Below are 15350 nucleotides of genomic sequence, written 5' to 3' on the forward strand. Positions count from 1 at the left end.
CTGCAAAAGTTGAGCAGTTGTCTTGTTCTACCTATTCCCAACACGCCTTACCGGCCAGTAAATACCGGTGGGCTGCATTTCCCCGGGGGGACGACCCTCGTACCCCCGGAGCCCACCAGGGAGGCGTAATGACGCGCACCAGGCACAGACTCCGCTGTACGTTCGCGGCGGTGGTGGCCGCCGCGGCGGCGTTCGGCGGCATGGCGGCCGGCGCGACCACGGCGCAGGCCGCGTCCGCACCGTCCGTCCAGTCCACCCCGCTCCCGCCCGACCTGGAGAAGATCCGGGCGGCGGAGGCCACCCAGCTGTACGGCGACCCGGCCGAGCGGCCCCTGGCCGACCGCAAGACCGGCCTGATCTCGCTGGGGGACAGCGAGATCTCCGGCGAGGGCGTCGGCACCTACGAAGCCGGCACCAACGGGCCCGACAACTGGTGCCACCGCTCGCCCGACTCCGCGATCCACCGCACCGGCATCCCGGCCGACGAGACGTACAACGTCGCCTGCTCCGGCGCGTACACCGGCAACATCAGGATCGGCGGGACCAAGCAGTACGCCGACGAACTCGTGCAGAGCGACAGCCTCGCCATCAAGGCGCGCAACACCCGCATCAAGATGGTGCTCCTGGTCGCCGGGGCCAACGACGACCTCCAGTTCGGCCCGGTCATGACCGACTGCGTCGAGCGCTACCTGCTGCTCCAGGGCCCGTGCCAGTCGAAGTACGATCCCGGCTGGCAGGCCCGGGTCGACGCGCTCGTGCCCAAGGTCGAAGCGACCGTGAGCGACCTCAAGACCGTGATGCGCGACGCCGGTTACGCCGACGGCTCGTACCAGCTCGTCGTGATGGGCTACCCGAGCCCGATCGGCCCCGACTTCCACGACAACCCCGCCTTCCCCGGCAAGCTCGTCTGCGGCGGCCTCGGCTACGACTCCGACACGGTGTGGGGCCGCAACACCGCGGTGCCCGCCTTCGAGGTCGGCATGCGCAAGGCGGCCGAGGACACCGGTGCCACCTACCTCGACGACTCCCGGCTCTTCAACGGCCATGAGGTCTGCATGGAGGACACCTGGGCCCGGGGCCTCTACATCGACCTCTCCAAGCCCGGCCTGCCGGACTCCAACTCCGTGCGGCAGTCCTTCCACCCCAACTACCGGGGCCACGGCGCCTTCGCCTCCTGCCTCACCCAGCTCTACAACTCCGGCGCGAAGGAAGGCAGTTGTGCCGACCCCGCCTCCACCGGGACTCCGACGCTCTACCCGCTCGCCTGGGACGACGCGTACCGGCCGCTGAAGAACGAGGCGACCGGAAGCTGCGCCGACGTCACCGCGTCCACCAGCGCGAACGGCACGGCCGTCATCGGCTGGGACTGCCACGGCGGACGCAACCAGGGCTGGTGGTACGACGCAGGCCGCAAGTCCGTCCACACCCAGCTCACCCAGGACCGCTGCCTGGACGTGCCGGGGGCGAACTACACCGCCGGCGCCCAGCTGATCATCTGGAACTGCTCGGGCTCGGGCAACCAGGAGTGGGTGCGCGCCTCGGGCACCCTGCGCCCGGCCGCGGCCACCAGCCTGTGCGCCACCCTCGGCGCCGCCAAGGACCCGCTCACCCTGCGCACCTGCGACGGCTCCGCGAGCCAGCGCTTCGCCTGACCGGCACGGCACCCGGCCCCGTCATGGACGCCCGTCCACGGCGGGGCCGAGGTGCGCCACCTCGATGGCGGAGGGAGACAGGGCCGCCGACACCCGCACCCGCGCGCCGAAGTCGAGCGGGACGCGGGCCCGCGCCGCGTACTTCAGCGGCCGGCCGTGCACACAGAACAGCACCTCGCCGTAGCCGCCGCGCGGGATCGGCGTGACCACACGGCCCGCGGCGCCGACCATCGCCTGTGCCGCGGGCGACGCCTTCGCGCGCCGCCGGAGCCACGCCCGGCCGAGCCCCGCGCGTAACCCGCCGGGCTCGCTGAACCACCCCAACTGCGCCACCCCTCCCGGTGGTTGAACCACCCCGGCCGATGCGGCGGCCGGGGCGATTGCGGACACATGCCAGGATAGGCAGCCAATTCACCAGGCCCTTAGGGCCTTTGGACCCTATTCGCCGACCGGTTTACCGCCGGACGGCGAACGGGGTCCGGGGGGTCAGGCCTGGACGGCGCCCCGCAGGGGGATGTTCAGGAAGGTCGGCGGCTCGGCCGGGGCCTGGAAGAAGTCGTTGCCCTTGTCGTCGACGACGACGAACGCCGGGAAGTCCTCGACCTCGATCTTCCACACCGCTTCCATGCCGAGCTCCTCGTACTCGACGACCTCGACCTTCTTGATGCAGTCCTGCGCGAGCCGGGCGGCCGGGCCGCCGATCGAGCCGAGGTAGAAGCCGCCGTGCGCGTCGCAGGCGTCGGTGACCTGCTTCGAGCGGTTGCCCTTGGCCAGCATCACCTTGGAGCCGCCGGCCGCCTGGAACTGCTCGACGTAGGAGTCCATCCGGCCGGCCGTGGTCGGGCCGAACGAACCGGAGGCGTACCCCTCGGGCGTCTTGGCCGGGCCCGCGTAGTACACGGGGTGGTCCTTGAGGTACTGCGGCATCTCCTCGCCCGCGTCGAGCCGCTCCTTGATCTTGGCGTGCGCGATGTCGCGGGCCACGACCAGCGGGCCGGTGAGCGAGAGGCGGGTCTTGACCGGGTGCTTGGTCAGCTCGGCCAGGATCGCGTCCATCGGCTGGTTGAGGTCGATGCGGACGACGGTGTCGTCGGCCGCGTCCAGGTGCTCGTCCGTGGTGTCCGGCAGGAAGCGCGCCGGGTCGGTCTCCAGCTGCTCCAGGAAGACGCCCTCGGCGGTGATCTTCGCGACGGCCTGGCGGTCGGCCGAGCAGGACACGGCGATCGCGACGGGCAGCGAGGCGCCGTGCCGCGGCAGGCGCACCACGCGCACGTCGTGGCAGAAGTACTTGCCGCCGAACTGCGCGCCGATGCCGATCTTCTGCGTCAGCTCGAAGACCTTCTTCTCCAGCTCCTCGTCGCGGAAGCCGTGGCCCAGCTCCGAGCCCTCGGAGGGCAGCTCGTCGAGGTAGTGCGCGGAGGCGTACTTCGCGGTCTTCAGGGCGAACTCGGCGCTGGTGCCGCCCACCACGATCGCCAGGTGGTACGGCGGGCACGCGGCGGTGCCGAGCGAGCGGATCTTCTCCTCCAGGAACTTCATCATGGAGGCCTCGTTCAGGACGGCCTTCGTCTCCTGGTAGAGGAACGACTTGTTGGCCGAGCCGCCGCCCTTGGCCATGAAGAGGAACTTGTAGGCGCCGCCGTCGGTCGCGTACAGCTCGATCTGCGCGGGCAGGTTGGAGCCGGTGTTCTTCTCGTCCCACATGGTCAGGGGCGCCATCTGCGAGTACCGCAGGTTCAGGTTCAGGTATGCGTCGTAGATGCCGCGCGACAGGGCCGCCTCGTCGCCGCCCCCGGTCAGAACGTTCTGGCCGCGCTTGCCCATCACGATCGCGGTGCCGGTGTCCTGGCACATCGGCAGGACGCCCGCCGCGGCGATGTTCGCGTTCTTCAGGAGGTCGAGCGCGACGAACTTGTCGTTGCCCGACGCCTCCGGGTCGTCGATGATCTTGCGCAGCTGGGCCAGGTGGGCCGGGCGGAGGTAGTGCTGGATGTCGTGGATCGCCTCGGCGGCCAGCGTCCGCAGCGCCTCCGGCTCGACCTTGAGGAACGTACGGCCGTCGGCCTCGAAGGTGGAGACACCCTCGGCGGTCACCAGGCGGTAGGGCGTGGTGTCCTCTCCCAGGGGGAGCAGATCGGAGTACTGAAACTCTGGCATTGCGGCCATTCCTCACTCGGCAGACAGCTGCTGGGCCTCCATTGGCACAGCACCCTCCAGCGTATGCCGCGCCCCCGGCGCCGCTGCTGTGAGGTAGGGCTCAGTTGCGGCGCCGGCCCGTTCGACCGGCTCGTACCCTCCCGCGACTAGTCGCGATCTATCGCGTTTGGGTACGCTGCCTCCGTGGACCTCGAAAAGCACGCCAAGGCGGACCCGGCCGAGCCCGCGAAGGCCGACCTCATCAAGCATGCCGAGCCCCCGGCGCTGCGGGCCTCCGACGCCGACCGGGACCGGATCGCCGACATCCTGCGCGACGCGCTGGCCGAGGGGCGCCTCGACGCGGCCGAGCACTCCGAACGGATCGACGCGGTCTACCGCGCCAAGACCGTGGGTGAACTGGAGCCGCTGGTACGGGACTTGCCCGTGAGCGGCGCCCGCCCCCGCCCCGTGGCGGCGGCCGCCCCGCGCGAGGCGGAGGAGACGGGCGCACCGGTCGACGCGGAGAACCTCGTCGCCGTCTTCTCCGCCTCCACCCGCAAGGGCCGCTGGCGGGTCGGCCGGCGCACCAATGTCTTCTCGCTCTTCGGCAGCGTGGACATCGATCTCACCGAGGCGCTGTTCGAGCAGCGCCTGACCGTCATCAACGCGACCGCGATTTTCGGCAATGTGGAGGTGCGGGTACCGGAAAACCTGAGCCTGCGCGGCAGCGGCACCGGAATTTTCGGCAACTTCGAGGTGCACACCCTGGAGTCCGACGATCCCGAGGCGCCGGTCGTCGTCGTCCATGGGTACTCGGTCTTCGGCAACATCGAGGCCAAGCCGAAGCGGGGCAAGCTCATCGCCGACCTGCATCAGCGGCTGCGCAAGCGGCTCGAATCCTGACGTACGGACCGGCGCACGACGGCGACGAGTTCAGGCCATCGCGCACCCGAGCGCAGTTCCGCTCGTCGGAACTCAGTGCATAGGCCCGCGTACAGCGGGTAGGGACTGTGCCATCGTCGCTCGCTCGCGAAGCCGTCGTCAGGAGTAGACCGTGCTGCATCCGCCGCATCATTCCCTGCAGGTCGCCGCCGTTCCGCCGCAGCGTGGTCAAGCCAGGGAGGATCAGGCGGGCCCGTGGCACGCGGAGGCGGTCTGCCGCCGGGACGAGGCGGGCCTGTTCTTCGCCCCCTCGAAGGAGCCGACGGCCGCGCGGCTCTCCCGCGAGGAGGCCGCCAAGCGCGTCTGCGCCCGCTGTCCGGTCATGGTGGAGTGCCGCGAGCACGCCCTGCTCATGCCCGAGCCGTACGGGGTCTGGGGCGGCCTCACCGCGGCCGAGCGCCGCGTCGTGATCGCCCGCCGACGCCGGCGCGAGGTCGACCTCAAGAAGTCCGCGTCCGCCGCGTAGCCCCGCCCGGCTTCCTGCGGCCCGCGCAGCTCCGCGTACGTGAAGGGGCGCCCCCGCCGCACAACGGGGACGCCCCTTCACCTACGTACGAACTGCTGAACCGCCGTGCTCCCGGCCCTACTTGGCCCGGTCGAAGTCGATCGCGCTGTACGCGCGCAGCTTGGAGAGCCGGTGCGTGGAGTCGATCTGGCGGATCGTGCCCGACTTCGAGCGCATCACGAGCGACTGCGTCGTGGCGGTCTCGCCGCGGTAGCGGACCCCGCGCAGGAGCTCGCCGTCGGTGATGCCGGTGGCCACGAAGAACACGTTGTCGCCGCTGACCAGGTCGTTGGTGGAGAGCGTACGGTCCAGGTCGTGCCCGGCGTCGAGCGCGCGGCGGCGCTCGGCCTCGTCCTTGGGCCACAGCTTGCCCTGGATCACACCGCCCAGGCACTTGATCGCGCAGGCCGAGATGATGCCCTCGGGGGTGCCGCCGATGCCCATGAGCAGGTCGACGCCGGTGCCCTCGCGCACGGCCATGATCGAACCGGCGACGTCGCCGTCCGAGATGAACTTGATGCGCGCGCCGGTCTCGCGGATCTCCTTGACGATGCCCTCGTGGCGGGGGCGGTCCAGGATGACGACGGTGACGTCCTCGGGCGAGGAGTTCTTGGCCTTGGCCACCCGGCGGATGTTCACCGAGACCGGGGCGTTGATGTCGACGAAGTCGGCGGCCTCGGGGCCGGTGACCAGCTTGTCCATGTAGAACACCGCGGACGGGTCGAACATGGCGCCGCGGTCGGCGGCGGCGAGCACGGCGATCGCGTTCGGCATGCCCTTGGCGTTCAGGGTGGTGCCGTCGATGGGGTCGACGGCGATGTCGACCTCCGCGCCGGTGCCGTCGCCGATGCGCTCCCCGTTGTAGAGCATGGGGGCCTCGTCCTTCTCGCCCTCACCGATGACGACGATGCCGTTCATCGAGACGGTGGAGACGAGGGTCCGCATGGCGTTGACCGCGGCGCCGTCCGCGCCGATCTTGTCCCCGCGGCCGACCCAGCGGCCGGCGGCCATGGCCGCCGCCTCGGTGACCCGGACCAGCTCGAGGGCGAGGTTGCGGTCGGGAGCCTCGGGCGAGACTTCGAGTTCGGACGGCAGATGATGCTCGGTCATCGGAGCGCACCTTTCTGTACGGCGACGGCCGCAAGGTAAGAGGGTGCTAGGACTCTATCGGCACGTCGACAAATTGAGCAGAGGGGCCCACGTATGAGCGGCGACATGACCTGAGAACATAGGGTCGTGGCAGGAACGCGCAGCAGCAAGCAGACAGTCCGGAACATGCTGCAGTCGCTGGCGGTGATCGGCATCGCGGCGGCTGTGATCTATGTGTTCATCCCGCACGACGAATCGGACGCACCCCCGCTCAAGGCGGTCAACTACACGGTCGAGCTCACGACCGTGCGCCGGGCCGCGCCCTACCCGGTGGCGGCCCCGGTCGGCCTGCCCGACCAGGACAAGTGGAAGGCGACCTCGGTCTCGTACGACGGGACCAAGGACAACGCCTGGCACCTGGGCTTCCTCGACCCGCAGAACCAGTACGTCGCCGTCGAGCAGTCGACCGCGCCGTCGGAGAAGTTCGTGGCCGAGGTCAGCAAGAGCGCGCAGAAGACCGAGAAGTCGCAGCAGATCGCGGGTGCGACCTGGACCTTCTGGGACGGCCCCAAGTACGACGCGCTGGTCCGCCTGGACAAGGGTTCCACCACGGTGGTGACCGGCACGGCGCCGTACGGGCAGCTGGTGGCGATGGCGGGGGCGCTGGAGTCGAAGAAGACGGCGGTCTGACGGCGGTCTGACGACGGCGGTCTGCGGGCTTCCGGGACCGCACGCACGGCGAGGGCCGCCGCACCCATTCGGTGCGGCGGCCCTCGCCGTGCGTCGTGCCGCCCTGTCGGGCGGGCTCGCTCAGACGGTGGTGACGACGTCGTCGTAGGCCAGGCGCGGGCTGCGCGGGAACCAGGCGTCCTCGCCCGGCTTGCCGATGTTGACGACCATCAGCGGGGTGTGGTCGGCGTCCAGGAACTCCTTCTGCACACCGGCGGCGTCGTAACCCGTCATCGGGCCGGCGGCCAGACCGGCGGCGCGGACGCCGACGATGAAGTAGGCGGCCTGCAGCGCGGAGTTGAACAGGGCCGCGCCCTCGCGGACCGGGCGCTCCGAGAAGAAGGCGTCCTTGGCGGCGGGGAAGTGCGGGAAGAGGGTGGGCAGTTCCTCGTGGAACTCGTTGTCGGCGGAGAGGATCGCTACGAGCGGCGCCGCGGCGGTCTTCGGGCGGTTACCCTCGGCCATGTGCTGCACGAGACGCTCACGGGCCTCGGGGGAGCGGACCAGGGTGACGCGCAGGGGCGACTGGTTGAACGCGGTCGGGCCGTACTTGACCAGGTCGTAGATCGCCTGGACCTGCTCGTCGGTCACCGGCTCGTCGGTGAACGTGTTGGCGGTGCGGGCCTCGCGGAAGAGGAGGTCCTGGGCGGCGGGGTCAAGAACGAGAGACATCTGGAATTACCTTCCGGGCTATTGATCAACCGATGCGTCCGACGGTACGTGGGTTTAGATTAACTTTCAACTAAGTTGGCGCCTGGGTGAGCAGGGTCACAGGGTGCGGGCCCTTGCAGGGAGCTGTGCGGAGGTCACCTCAGCCTGTCCGGCGTTTGAGGACGAGCGCCTTTCGGGCGCGAACGGGGTCTGGGGCGGAGCCCCAGGGCGCTTGAACCTCAGCCGTTTCATAACCCCCGGAGGGTTTCGGGAAGGGGTGGGGTGGGGCATCCCCCGGGGTCTGGGGCGGAGCCCCAGCAACCCCGGCTTTCGTCTGCGGACCGTGCCCGCGTCTCGCGCAGTTCCCCGCGCCCCTAAAGACGTAGGGCACCCGGCACCGAGCCACGCGGCCACGCCCACCGCGGCGGAGCCGCGCACGTGTCACAGCCCCGCGCCCCTGGTAGGGCACCCGGAGCGGATCACCCGCGTCCGCCGCGGCGGAGCCGCGCAAACGGCACAGCCCCGCGCCCCTGTAGGGCACCCGGCGTCGGCCGGGCGGGTCCGGCGGGGTCAGGCTTCCTCGGCCGGGTCGGCCAGCGCAGCGTCGAGGCGGGCCCGCGCTCCTTCGAGCCAGCGACGGCAGACCTTGGCCAGCTCCTCGCCCCGCTCCCACAGCGCGAGCGACTCCTCCAGCGTCGTGCCGCCCGCCTCGAGGCGGCGTACGACATCGATCAGCTCGTCCCGCGCCTGCTCGTACCCCAGCGCCGCGTCCTCGTCCGTCTTGGCCATGCGCTCCACCCTAAGTCCGCGGTACGACAGTGACATGCAGCTCGCCCTCGGCCACCCGGGCGCGCAGATCCTCCCCGGGGGCGACCTCCTCGGGGGAGCGGACCACCTCGCCGCCCGGCCGCTGGAGCACCGCGTACCCCCGCTGAAGGGTCGCCGCGGGGGAGAGCCCCACGACGCGGGCGTGGGTGTGGGAGAGCTCGGAGTCGGCCCGGTCCAGGAGGTGGCCGAGCACCCGGCGCGACCGGTGCAGCAGCGCGTCCACCTCGTCGGCCCGGTCGTCCACCATCCGCTGCGGGCGCTCCATCCAGGGCCGCCCCAGCACCCCCGCGAGCCCCCGCTCCTCACGGTCGACGAGGCCGACGACATGGCGGCGCGCCCGGTCCCGCAGCAGCCGGACCCGGTCCAGCTCCTCGCCGACGTCCGGCACGACCTTCTTCGCCGCGTCCGTCGGGGTCGAGGCCCGCAGGTCCGCGACCAGGTCGAGCAACGGCGCGTCCGGCTCGTGCCCGATCGCCGACACCACCGGCGTACGGCACCGGCCGACCGCCCGTACGAGCTCCTCGTCCGAGAACGGCAGCAGGTCCTCGACGCTGCCGCCGCCCCGCGCCACGATGATCACGTCGACGTCGTCCAGCTCGTCCAGCTCCTGCACCGCCCGGACCACCTGCGGCACCGCGTGCACCCCCTGCACCGCCACGTTGCGCACCTCGAAGCGGACCGCGGGCCAGCGCCGCCGCGCGTTCTCCAGGACGTCCCGCTCGGCCGCCGAGGCGCGCCCCACGACGAGCCCGACGAGCTGCGGCAGGAACGGCAGCGGACGCTTGCGGTCCAGCGCGAAGAGCCCCTCCGACGCCAGGGTCCGCTTCAACTGCTCCAGCCTGGCGAGCAGTTCGCCGATGCCGACCGGCTTTATCTCCACCGCCCGCAGCGAGAGCTGACCGCGCGGCGCGTACCACTCGGGCTTCGCGTGGACGACGACGCGCGCGCCCTCGGACACCACGTCGGCGACCGCGTCGAAGACCTGGCGGTAGCAGGTGACGCCCACCGAGATGTCGTGCGAGGGATCGCGCAGGGTCAGGAAGACCACGCCCGCGCCGGGCCGCCGCGAGAGCTGGGTGATCTGCCCCTCCACCCAGACCGCGCCGAGGCGGTTGATCCACCCCCCGATCAGGCGCGACACCTCGCCGACGGGGAGCGGCGCGTCCGCACTCGTATTCAGAGCCATGTACGCAGGCTAGCCCGCGCCACCGACACCGCCGCCGTGCTGCGGCCGCTCCGGGCCGGGGCCCGAGCGCCGGCCCCACTGCATGGCGAGCACCACCAGACCCACCGCGAGCCAGCCGAGGCCGACCAGCTGGGCCGTGGCCGTCGCCTCCCAGACCACCGCGACGATGACGGCCGCGCCGAGCACCGGAACCACGACATGGCTCAGCCAGTTGAAGCCGCCCTCCATGCGGCGCACCGCGTACCAGGCGATCACCGAGACGTGCAGCAGGAAGAACGCGGTCAGGGCGCCCATGTCGACGACCGAGACGAGGTGGTCCATGCCGTCGTCGCGCCGGGCCGCCCACACCGCGGCGACCAGCGTGACCACCGCCGCGAGCAGCAGCGCGGGCCGGGGCACCCCGGCGCCGGTGTGCGACAGGACGCGGGGCAGCCGCCGGTCGCGGGCCATCGCGAAGACCAGCCGGCCCGCGGCGGCCTGCCCGGCGAGCGCCGCGAACGCCGCCCCGATCGCCTTGCTGACCGCGACCAGGGTGTGCAGCCAGCCGCCGACCGAGGTCTCCACGGTGTCGTAGAACGCCGAGCCCTGCTTGACCGGATCGGCTGCCAGCTGCGCGGACGACATCGGTTCGAGCAGCGCCGCCAGATAGGACTGCACGACGAACAGGGTCCCGGCGAGGACCAGGCAGAGCAGCACGGCCCGCGCCACCTTCGCCGAGCCGCCCGTCACCTCCTCGGCGAACGTCGCGATCGCGTCGAAGCCCAGGTAGGAGAGGACCGCGACCGACACCGCGCCGAGGACCGCGCCGAGCGTGAACCCCGCGTCCCCGCTGAGCGGCGAGAGCCAGCCCCGCTGCGCCCCGTCCCGTACCAGCACGACCACCGCGGACACGACGAAGACGAGCAGCACCACGATCTCCATGGCGAGCACCGCGAAACCGACCCGGGCCGCGGCCCGTACGCCCCACAGGTTCAGGAGGGTGGTGATCACCACGGCGAGCGCGGTCCACACCCAGCGCGAGACCGACGGCACGAGGGAGTTCATCGCGATGCCGGAGAAGAGGTAGGCGACGGCCGGGATCAGCAGGTAGTCGAGCATCGCCATCCACCCGGCGATGAACCCGGGCCCCTCGCCGAGCGCCTTGCGCGCGTACGCGAACACCGAGCCGGCGAGCGGCACGACCCGCACCATCTGCGCGTAGCTGTACGCGGTGAACCCCATGGCGATCGTCGCCACCAGGTAGACGAGCGCGACCGCGCCGTGCGATTTGGCGTCCAGGGTGCCGAAGATGCCGACCGGGGCCATGGGCGCGATGAAGAGGAGGCCGTAGACCACGAGGTCCCGGAACCCGAGACTCCGCCGGAGCTGCCCGGCCCCCTCGGCCACGTCGCCGGGGCCCGGCCCGTCATCCGTACGGCGGGACGCGCCGTGCCCTGCGCGCTCCCCGGACCGCCCGCGCTCCTCGTGTACGCCGCTCATGCCGCCAGTCTCACCGGCCGGGCGATCTTTGGCCCGCCGGGCACGCCGGTCGGGCGCGGGTCGGCACCGGCCCGCCCCGGCGAATGAGGTGGCGGGGCCGGTCGACGGGTCGGCGGGGCTGTCTGCGCCAGCCCCTACCATGGACGGCATGACTGCTACCGCCCACCCGTCGCCCACCACCGCCCCCAGTGGAGGCGCTGCGCGCCACAGTGACAAGCGGGTCCTGCTCGCCGCTCCCCGTGGCTACTGCGCGGGCGTGGACCGTGCCGTGATCGCCGTGGAGAAGGCCCTGGAGCAGTACGGGGCGCCCATCTACGTCCGGCACGAGATCGTCCACAACAAGTACGTCGTGCAGACCCTGGAGAAGAAGGGCGCGATCTTCGTCGAGCGGACGGATGAGGTGCCCGAGGGCTCCATCGTGATGTTCTCCGCGCACGGCGTGGCCCCGACGGTCCACGCGGAGGCCGCCGAGCGCAGGCTCGCCACCATCGACGCCACGTGCCCGCTGGTCACCAAGGTCCACAAGGAAGCCGTGCGGTACGCGAAGGAGGACTACGACATCCTCCTGATCGGCCACGAGGGTCATGAGGAGGTCATCGGCACCTCCGGCGAGGCCCCGGACCACATCACGCTGGTCGACGGCCCGGACGACGTGGCCAACGTCGAGGTCCGCGACGAGTCGAAGGTCGTCTGGCTCTCGCAGACCACGCTCTCGGTCGACGAGACGATGGAGACGGTCGGCGCGCTCAAGAACAAGTTCCCCAACCTGCTCTCGCCGCCCAGCGACGACATCTGCTACGCCACGCAGAACCGCCAGGTCGCGGTGAAGAAGCTCGCCGAGGACGCGCAGCTGGTCATCGTGGTCGGCTCCAAGAACTCCTCGAACTCGATCCGCATGGTCGAGGTGGCCCTCGACGCGGGCGCCGCCGCCGCCCACCTGGTCGACTTCGCCGACGAGATCGACGAGGCCTGGCTCGAAGGCGTCACCACGGTCGGCCTGACCTCGGGCGCCTCCGTACCGGACGTGCTGGTGGACGGCGTCCTGGAGTGGCTGGCCCAGCGCGGCTACGGCGATGTCGAGACGGTGAAGACGGCTGACGAGTCGATCACGTTCTCGCTGCCCAAGGAGCTCCGCCGCGACCTGCGCGCCGAGGCCGCCGAGCTCTCGGGCGAGTAGCCCCGCCGCCGCGCCGCGTCCACCCGTACGGTGGGTCTCATGAACGCCATGAGGAACGTGTTCGGAGTGGACGTCGGCGGATCCGGCATCAAGGGTGCCCCGGTCGACCTGGCCCGCGGTGATGTGGCGCAGGAGCGCCACAAGGTGCTGACGCCGCACCCCGCGACCCCTGAGGCGGTCGTGGAGGGCATCGCGGAGGTGGTCGGCCACTTCGGCTGGTCGGGCCCGGTCGGCCTGACGTTTCCGGGGGTGATCGCCGCGAACACCGTACGGACCGCGGCGAACGTGGCCAAGGAGTGGGTGGGCGTCGACGCGGCCCGCCTCGTCGCCGACCGCCTCGGGGGCATGCCGGTCACCGTCGTGAACGACGCGGACGCGGCGGGCGTGGCCGAGATGAACTTCGGCGCGGGCCGCGGCCGCAAGGGCACGGTGATCCTGCTGACCTTCGGCACGGGCATCGGCAGCGCGCTCTTCGTGGACGGCCGCCTCGTGCCCAACACCGAACTCGGCCATCTGGAACTCCACGGCCACGAGGCGGAGAAGCACGCGTCGACCAAGGTCAAGGAGGACGAGGACCTGAGCTGGTCGCACTGGGCGCGCCGGGTCCAGAAGTACCTCGCCCACGTGGAGATGCTGTTCTCGCCCGAGCTGTTCATCATCGGCGGCGGCGTCAGCCGCAAGGCCGACAAGTTCCTCCCGCTGATCGAGGGCATCACGGCCGAGATCGTCCCGGCGGAGCTCCAGAACAACGCGGGGATCGTGGGGGCGGCGATGGTGGCGGCGGAACGGTAGGGCGGTGTGCCGGGGGCGGGTGTGGAGGTGCCCGGTGGGGGCGCCCCCGCACCCCACCTGCCCCCGTACGGCGGCCCCGTCTCCTTGCCCGCCGGATACCGCCTGCCTGCCCGCTGCCGCAGGTCTGCCGGCTACCGCCTGCCTGCGGGGCCGCCGGAATTCTTCAGGCTCTTGGCACCATTGACGCCCTTGACGCCCTTGACGGCCTCGACCCTCTTGGGGCTGCGGCGGCGCCCCATCAGCCGGACCTTGCGTACGGTCGCGATGACACCCGCCACCAGCGTCCCGGCGTAGAGCCAGCCCGCATGCAGGGCGAGCGCCGTCACGACGGCCATCGTCTGCCCGCCGAAGCCACCGGTGCCGCCCGCGATCGGGACGATCCCGAAAGCGAAGGCGATGGGCACGCAGATCGGCGCGGTGATGAGGTCGGCGGGCCGCACCCAGAGCGCGATGGCAGCGCTGACCAGCAGGAACAGCACCCCGTACACCGCCGGTGAGCCGTCGAGGAGCAGCCAGTCGAGGCCGCCGAGCGCGAACATCAGGGCGGCGGCGAGAAGGCCGCCGCCGAGCCCGGTGAGCCGTGGGGAGGGGAGTCTGCGCAGCGCGAGGACGATGGGGGGCACCGGCCGGGTGCGGCCGGCCGCCCGGTAGACGGCGGCGCTCTCACCGCTCACCGCCGCCCCGGCGGCCCCGCCGAGGGGCGCCCGGGAAGCCGCCGGCCCCGGTGTCCGGGGTCGCTGTCCGCGCTGCGGGGTGCGTGTCCTGTATTGCTCCACCGCACCAACGTAGGTCGCCGCGGGGGAGTAACCGCCCATAGGACACGCCCTTTGGCCGAGCTTGCCCACACGTTCGACGGCGCGGGGCGGCCCGGACGGCCCCGGGCCTGGAATCCGAGGGCGGCGACGGGGCCGTCACCCCCGGCACCGGGCGCCCGTAAACTGGTGGGCGGTCCACTCTCGGACCGTCCACCGCCCTCGTACCGGGAAGTCGCCACGTGTCGCTCACGATCGGAATCGTCGGTCTGCCGAATGTCGGCAAGTCGACCCTGTTCAACGCCCTGACCAAGAACGACGTACTGGCGGCCAACTACCCGTTCGCCACCATCGAGCCGAACGTCGGCGTCGTCGGCGTCCCCGACCCCCGCCTGGCCAAGCTGGCCGAGGTCTTCAACTCGCAGCGGCTGCTCCCGGCCACGGTCGACTTCGTCGACATCGCCGGCATCGTGCGCGGCGCGAGCGAGGGCGAGGGCCTCGGCAACAAGTTCCTCGCGAACATCCGCGAGTCGGACGCGATCTGCCAGGTCATCCGCGCCTTCAAGGATGAGAACGTCGTCCACGTGGACGGCAAGGTGTCCCCGAAGGACGACATCGAGACGATCAACACCGAGCTGATCCTCGCCGACCTCCAGTCCGTGGAGAAGGCGGTGCCGCGCCTGACGAAGGAGTCCCGCCTCCAGAAGGACAAGATCGCGGTCCTGGCGGCGGTGGAGAAGGCCCAGAAGATCCTCGAGGCGGGCGACACCCTCTTCTCGCACGGCATCACCAAGGGCACGGAGCAGGGCGACCTACTGCACGAGCTGCACCTGCTGACGACGAAGCCGTTCCTGTACGTGTTCAACGTCGACGAGGACGAGCTGGTCGACGAGGACTTCAAGAACGAGCAGCGCGCGCTGGTCGCCCCGGCGGAGGCGATCTTCCTCAACGCGAAGATCGAGTCCGAGCTGATCGAGCTCGACGACGCGGAGGCGCTCGAACTCCTCCAGTCCATGGGCCAGGAGGAGCCCGGCCTGGCCACCCTCGGCCGCGTCGGCTTCGCCACCCTGGGCCTGCAGACCTACCTGACCGCCGGCCCCAAGGAAACCCGCGCCTGGACCATCCCCCAGGGCGCCACGGCCCCCGAGGCGGCCGGTGTCATCCACACCGACTTCCAGAAGGGCTTCATCAAGGCCGAGGTCATCTCCTTCGACGACCTGATCGACGCGGGCTCGGTGGCCGAGGCCCGCTCGCGCGGCAAGGCGCGGATGGAGGGCAAGGAGTACGTGATGCAGGACGGGGATGTGGTGGAGTTCCGCTTCAACGTCTGATACATCCGGCGAAAGGCCGTCCGACCTGCGGTGGAGCGGGTTGGGCGGCCTTTCGCGGTCCGTGCGCGTCCGTAACATGCCGACTGCGCCGGTGGGGAGGA

Annotated in this window: 15 protein-coding genes; 7 read left to right on the forward strand and 8 right to left on the reverse strand. The window is 71.2% G+C overall.

What is annotated here, in order from left to right; genetic code table 11:
- Positions 1 to 128: 128 nt before the first annotated feature.
- Positions 129 to 1652 (forward strand): ricin-type beta-trefoil lectin domain protein, encoded by a 1524-nt coding sequence (locus tag OOJ98_RS18895; RefSeq protein ID WP_267056071.1) that lies wholly within the window; start codon positions 129 to 131, stop codon positions 1650 to 1652.
- Between the two features lie 21 nt (positions 1653 to 1673).
- On the opposite strand, the gene OOJ98_RS18900 is transcribed toward OOJ98_RS18895, so the two are convergent.
- Both OOJ98_RS18900 and OOJ98_RS18905 read right to left on the reverse strand, forming a co-directional pair.
- Positions 1674 to 2042 (reverse strand): hypothetical protein, encoded by a 369-nt coding sequence (locus OOJ98_RS18900; protein ID WP_267056072.1) that lies wholly within the window; start codon positions 2040 to 2042, stop codon positions 1674 to 1676.
- A gap of 96 nt (positions 2043 to 2138) precedes the next feature.
- On the reverse strand, positions 2139 to 3809 hold the full coding sequence (locus OOJ98_RS18905; RefSeq protein WP_267056073.1) for a fumarate hydratase: 1671 nt from the start codon (positions 3807 to 3809) through the stop codon (positions 2139 to 2141).
- Between the two features lie 240 nt (positions 3810 to 4049).
- Here OOJ98_RS18905 and OOJ98_RS18910 point away from each other — a divergent pair, with 240 nt between their 5' ends.
- Together OOJ98_RS18910 and OOJ98_RS18915 are read left to right on the forward strand one after the other, a co-directional pair.
- Positions 4050 to 4691, forward strand: coding sequence for a DUF1707 domain-containing protein (locus OOJ98_RS18910; protein ID WP_267057024.1), 642 nt, complete (start codon positions 4050 to 4052; stop codon positions 4689 to 4691).
- A gap of 151 nt (positions 4692 to 4842) precedes the next feature.
- On the forward strand, positions 4843 to 5196 hold the full coding sequence (locus OOJ98_RS18915; protein ID WP_267056074.1) for a WhiB family transcriptional regulator: 354 nt from the start codon (positions 4843 to 4845) through the stop codon (positions 5194 to 5196).
- A gap of 117 nt (positions 5197 to 5313) precedes the next feature.
- On the opposite strand, the gene glpX is transcribed toward OOJ98_RS18915, so the two are convergent.
- Positions 5314 to 6345, reverse strand: a complete 1032-nt coding sequence (glpX, locus tag OOJ98_RS18920; protein WP_267056075.1) for a class II fructose-bisphosphatase — start codon at positions 6343 to 6345, stop codon at positions 5314 to 5316.
- A 126-nt stretch (positions 6346 to 6471) separates the two neighbouring features.
- Between glpX and OOJ98_RS18925 the strand changes: the two genes are divergently transcribed.
- The gene (locus tag OOJ98_RS18925) at positions 6472 to 7014 is read left to right on the forward strand and encodes a DUF4245 domain-containing protein (protein WP_267056076.1); all 543 of its coding nucleotides are present in this window, start codon (positions 6472 to 6474) and stop codon (positions 7012 to 7014) included.
- A gap of 120 nt (positions 7015 to 7134) precedes the next feature.
- Here OOJ98_RS18925 and OOJ98_RS18930 read toward each other — a convergent pair whose 3' ends face one another.
- From OOJ98_RS18930 to OOJ98_RS18945, 4 genes are all read right to left on the reverse strand, one after another.
- On the reverse strand, positions 7135 to 7725 hold the full coding sequence (locus OOJ98_RS18930; RefSeq protein WP_267056077.1) for a malonic semialdehyde reductase: 591 nt from the start codon (positions 7723 to 7725) through the stop codon (positions 7135 to 7137).
- A gap of 549 nt (positions 7726 to 8274) precedes the next feature.
- The gene (locus tag OOJ98_RS18935) at positions 8275 to 8493 is read right to left on the reverse strand and encodes an exodeoxyribonuclease VII small subunit (protein ID WP_267056078.1); all 219 of its coding nucleotides are present in this window, start codon (positions 8491 to 8493) and stop codon (positions 8275 to 8277) included.
- A 10-nt stretch (positions 8494 to 8503) separates the two neighbouring features.
- Positions 8504 to 9718, reverse strand: a complete 1215-nt coding sequence (gene xseA / locus OOJ98_RS18940) for an exodeoxyribonuclease VII large subunit (protein ID WP_267056079.1) — start codon at positions 9716 to 9718, stop codon at positions 8504 to 8506.
- 9 nt (positions 9719 to 9727) lie between these two features.
- Positions 9728 to 11197 carry an APC family permease gene (locus tag OOJ98_RS18945; RefSeq protein ID WP_267056080.1) on the reverse strand — a complete coding sequence of 490 codons (1470 nt, stop codon included), beginning with the start codon at positions 11195 to 11197 and terminating at the stop codon, positions 9728 to 9730.
- A gap of 139 nt (positions 11198 to 11336) precedes the next feature.
- On the opposite strand from OOJ98_RS18945, the gene OOJ98_RS18950 reads away from it, so the two are divergent.
- The gene (locus tag OOJ98_RS18950) at positions 11337 to 12374 is read left to right on the forward strand and encodes a 4-hydroxy-3-methylbut-2-enyl diphosphate reductase (RefSeq protein ID WP_267056081.1); all 1038 of its coding nucleotides are present in this window, start codon (positions 11337 to 11339) and stop codon (positions 12372 to 12374) included.
- A 39-nt stretch (positions 12375 to 12413) separates the two neighbouring features.
- Positions 12414 to 13166 (forward strand): polyphosphate--glucose phosphotransferase, encoded by a 753-nt coding sequence (ppgK, locus tag OOJ98_RS18955; protein ID WP_267056082.1) that lies wholly within the window; start codon positions 12414 to 12416, stop codon positions 13164 to 13166.
- A gap of 131 nt (positions 13167 to 13297) precedes the next feature.
- Here the strand turns inward: ppgK and OOJ98_RS18960 are convergent, their stop codons facing one another.
- On the reverse strand, positions 13298 to 13942 hold the full coding sequence (locus OOJ98_RS18960; protein ID WP_267056083.1) for a DUF6542 domain-containing protein: 645 nt from the start codon (positions 13940 to 13942) through the stop codon (positions 13298 to 13300).
- A gap of 218 nt (positions 13943 to 14160) precedes the next feature.
- Here OOJ98_RS18960 and ychF point away from each other — a divergent pair, with 218 nt between their 5' ends.
- Positions 14161 to 15249, forward strand: coding sequence for a redox-regulated ATPase YchF (gene ychF / locus OOJ98_RS18965; protein ID WP_267056084.1), 1089 nt, complete (start codon positions 14161 to 14163; stop codon positions 15247 to 15249).
- Positions 15250 to 15350: the final 101 nt, after the last annotated feature.

The sequence above is a fragment of the Streptomyces sp. NBC_00083 genome, from assembly GCF_026343295.1.
GTDB lineage: Bacteria > Actinomycetota > Actinomycetes > Streptomycetales > Streptomycetaceae > Streptomyces.

Coding starts and splice junctions, on each gene's coding strand:
- OOJ98_RS18895 (WP_267056071.1), top strand. CDS start 129: ATGACGCGCACCAGGCACAGACTCCGCTGTACGTTCGCGGCGGTGGTG.
- OOJ98_RS18905 (WP_267056073.1), bottom strand. CDS start 3,809: ATGCCAGAGTTTCAGTACTCCGATCTGCTCCCCCTGGGAGAGGACACC.
- glpX (WP_267056075.1), bottom strand. CDS start 6,345: ATGACCGAGCATCATCTGCCGTCCGAACTCGAAGTCTCGCCCGAGGCT.
- OOJ98_RS18930 (WP_267056077.1), bottom strand. CDS start 7,725: ATGTCTCTCGTTCTTGACCCCGCCGCCCAGGACCTCCTCTTCCGCGAG.
- OOJ98_RS18935 (WP_267056078.1), bottom strand. CDS start 8,493: ATGGCCAAGACGGACGAGGACGCGGCGCTGGGGTACGAGCAGGCGCGG.
- xseA (WP_267056079.1), bottom strand. CDS start 9,718: ATGGCTCTGAATACGAGTGCGGACGCGCCGCTCCCCGTCGGCGAGGTG.
- OOJ98_RS18945 (WP_267056080.1), bottom strand. CDS start 11,197: ATGAGCGGCGTACACGAGGAGCGCGGGCGGTCCGGGGAGCGCGCAGGG.
- OOJ98_RS18950 (WP_267056081.1), top strand. CDS start 11,337: ATGGACGGCATGACTGCTACCGCCCACCCGTCGCCCACCACCGCCCCC.
- ppgK (WP_267056082.1), top strand. CDS start 12,414: ATGAACGCCATGAGGAACGTGTTCGGAGTGGACGTCGGCGGATCCGGC.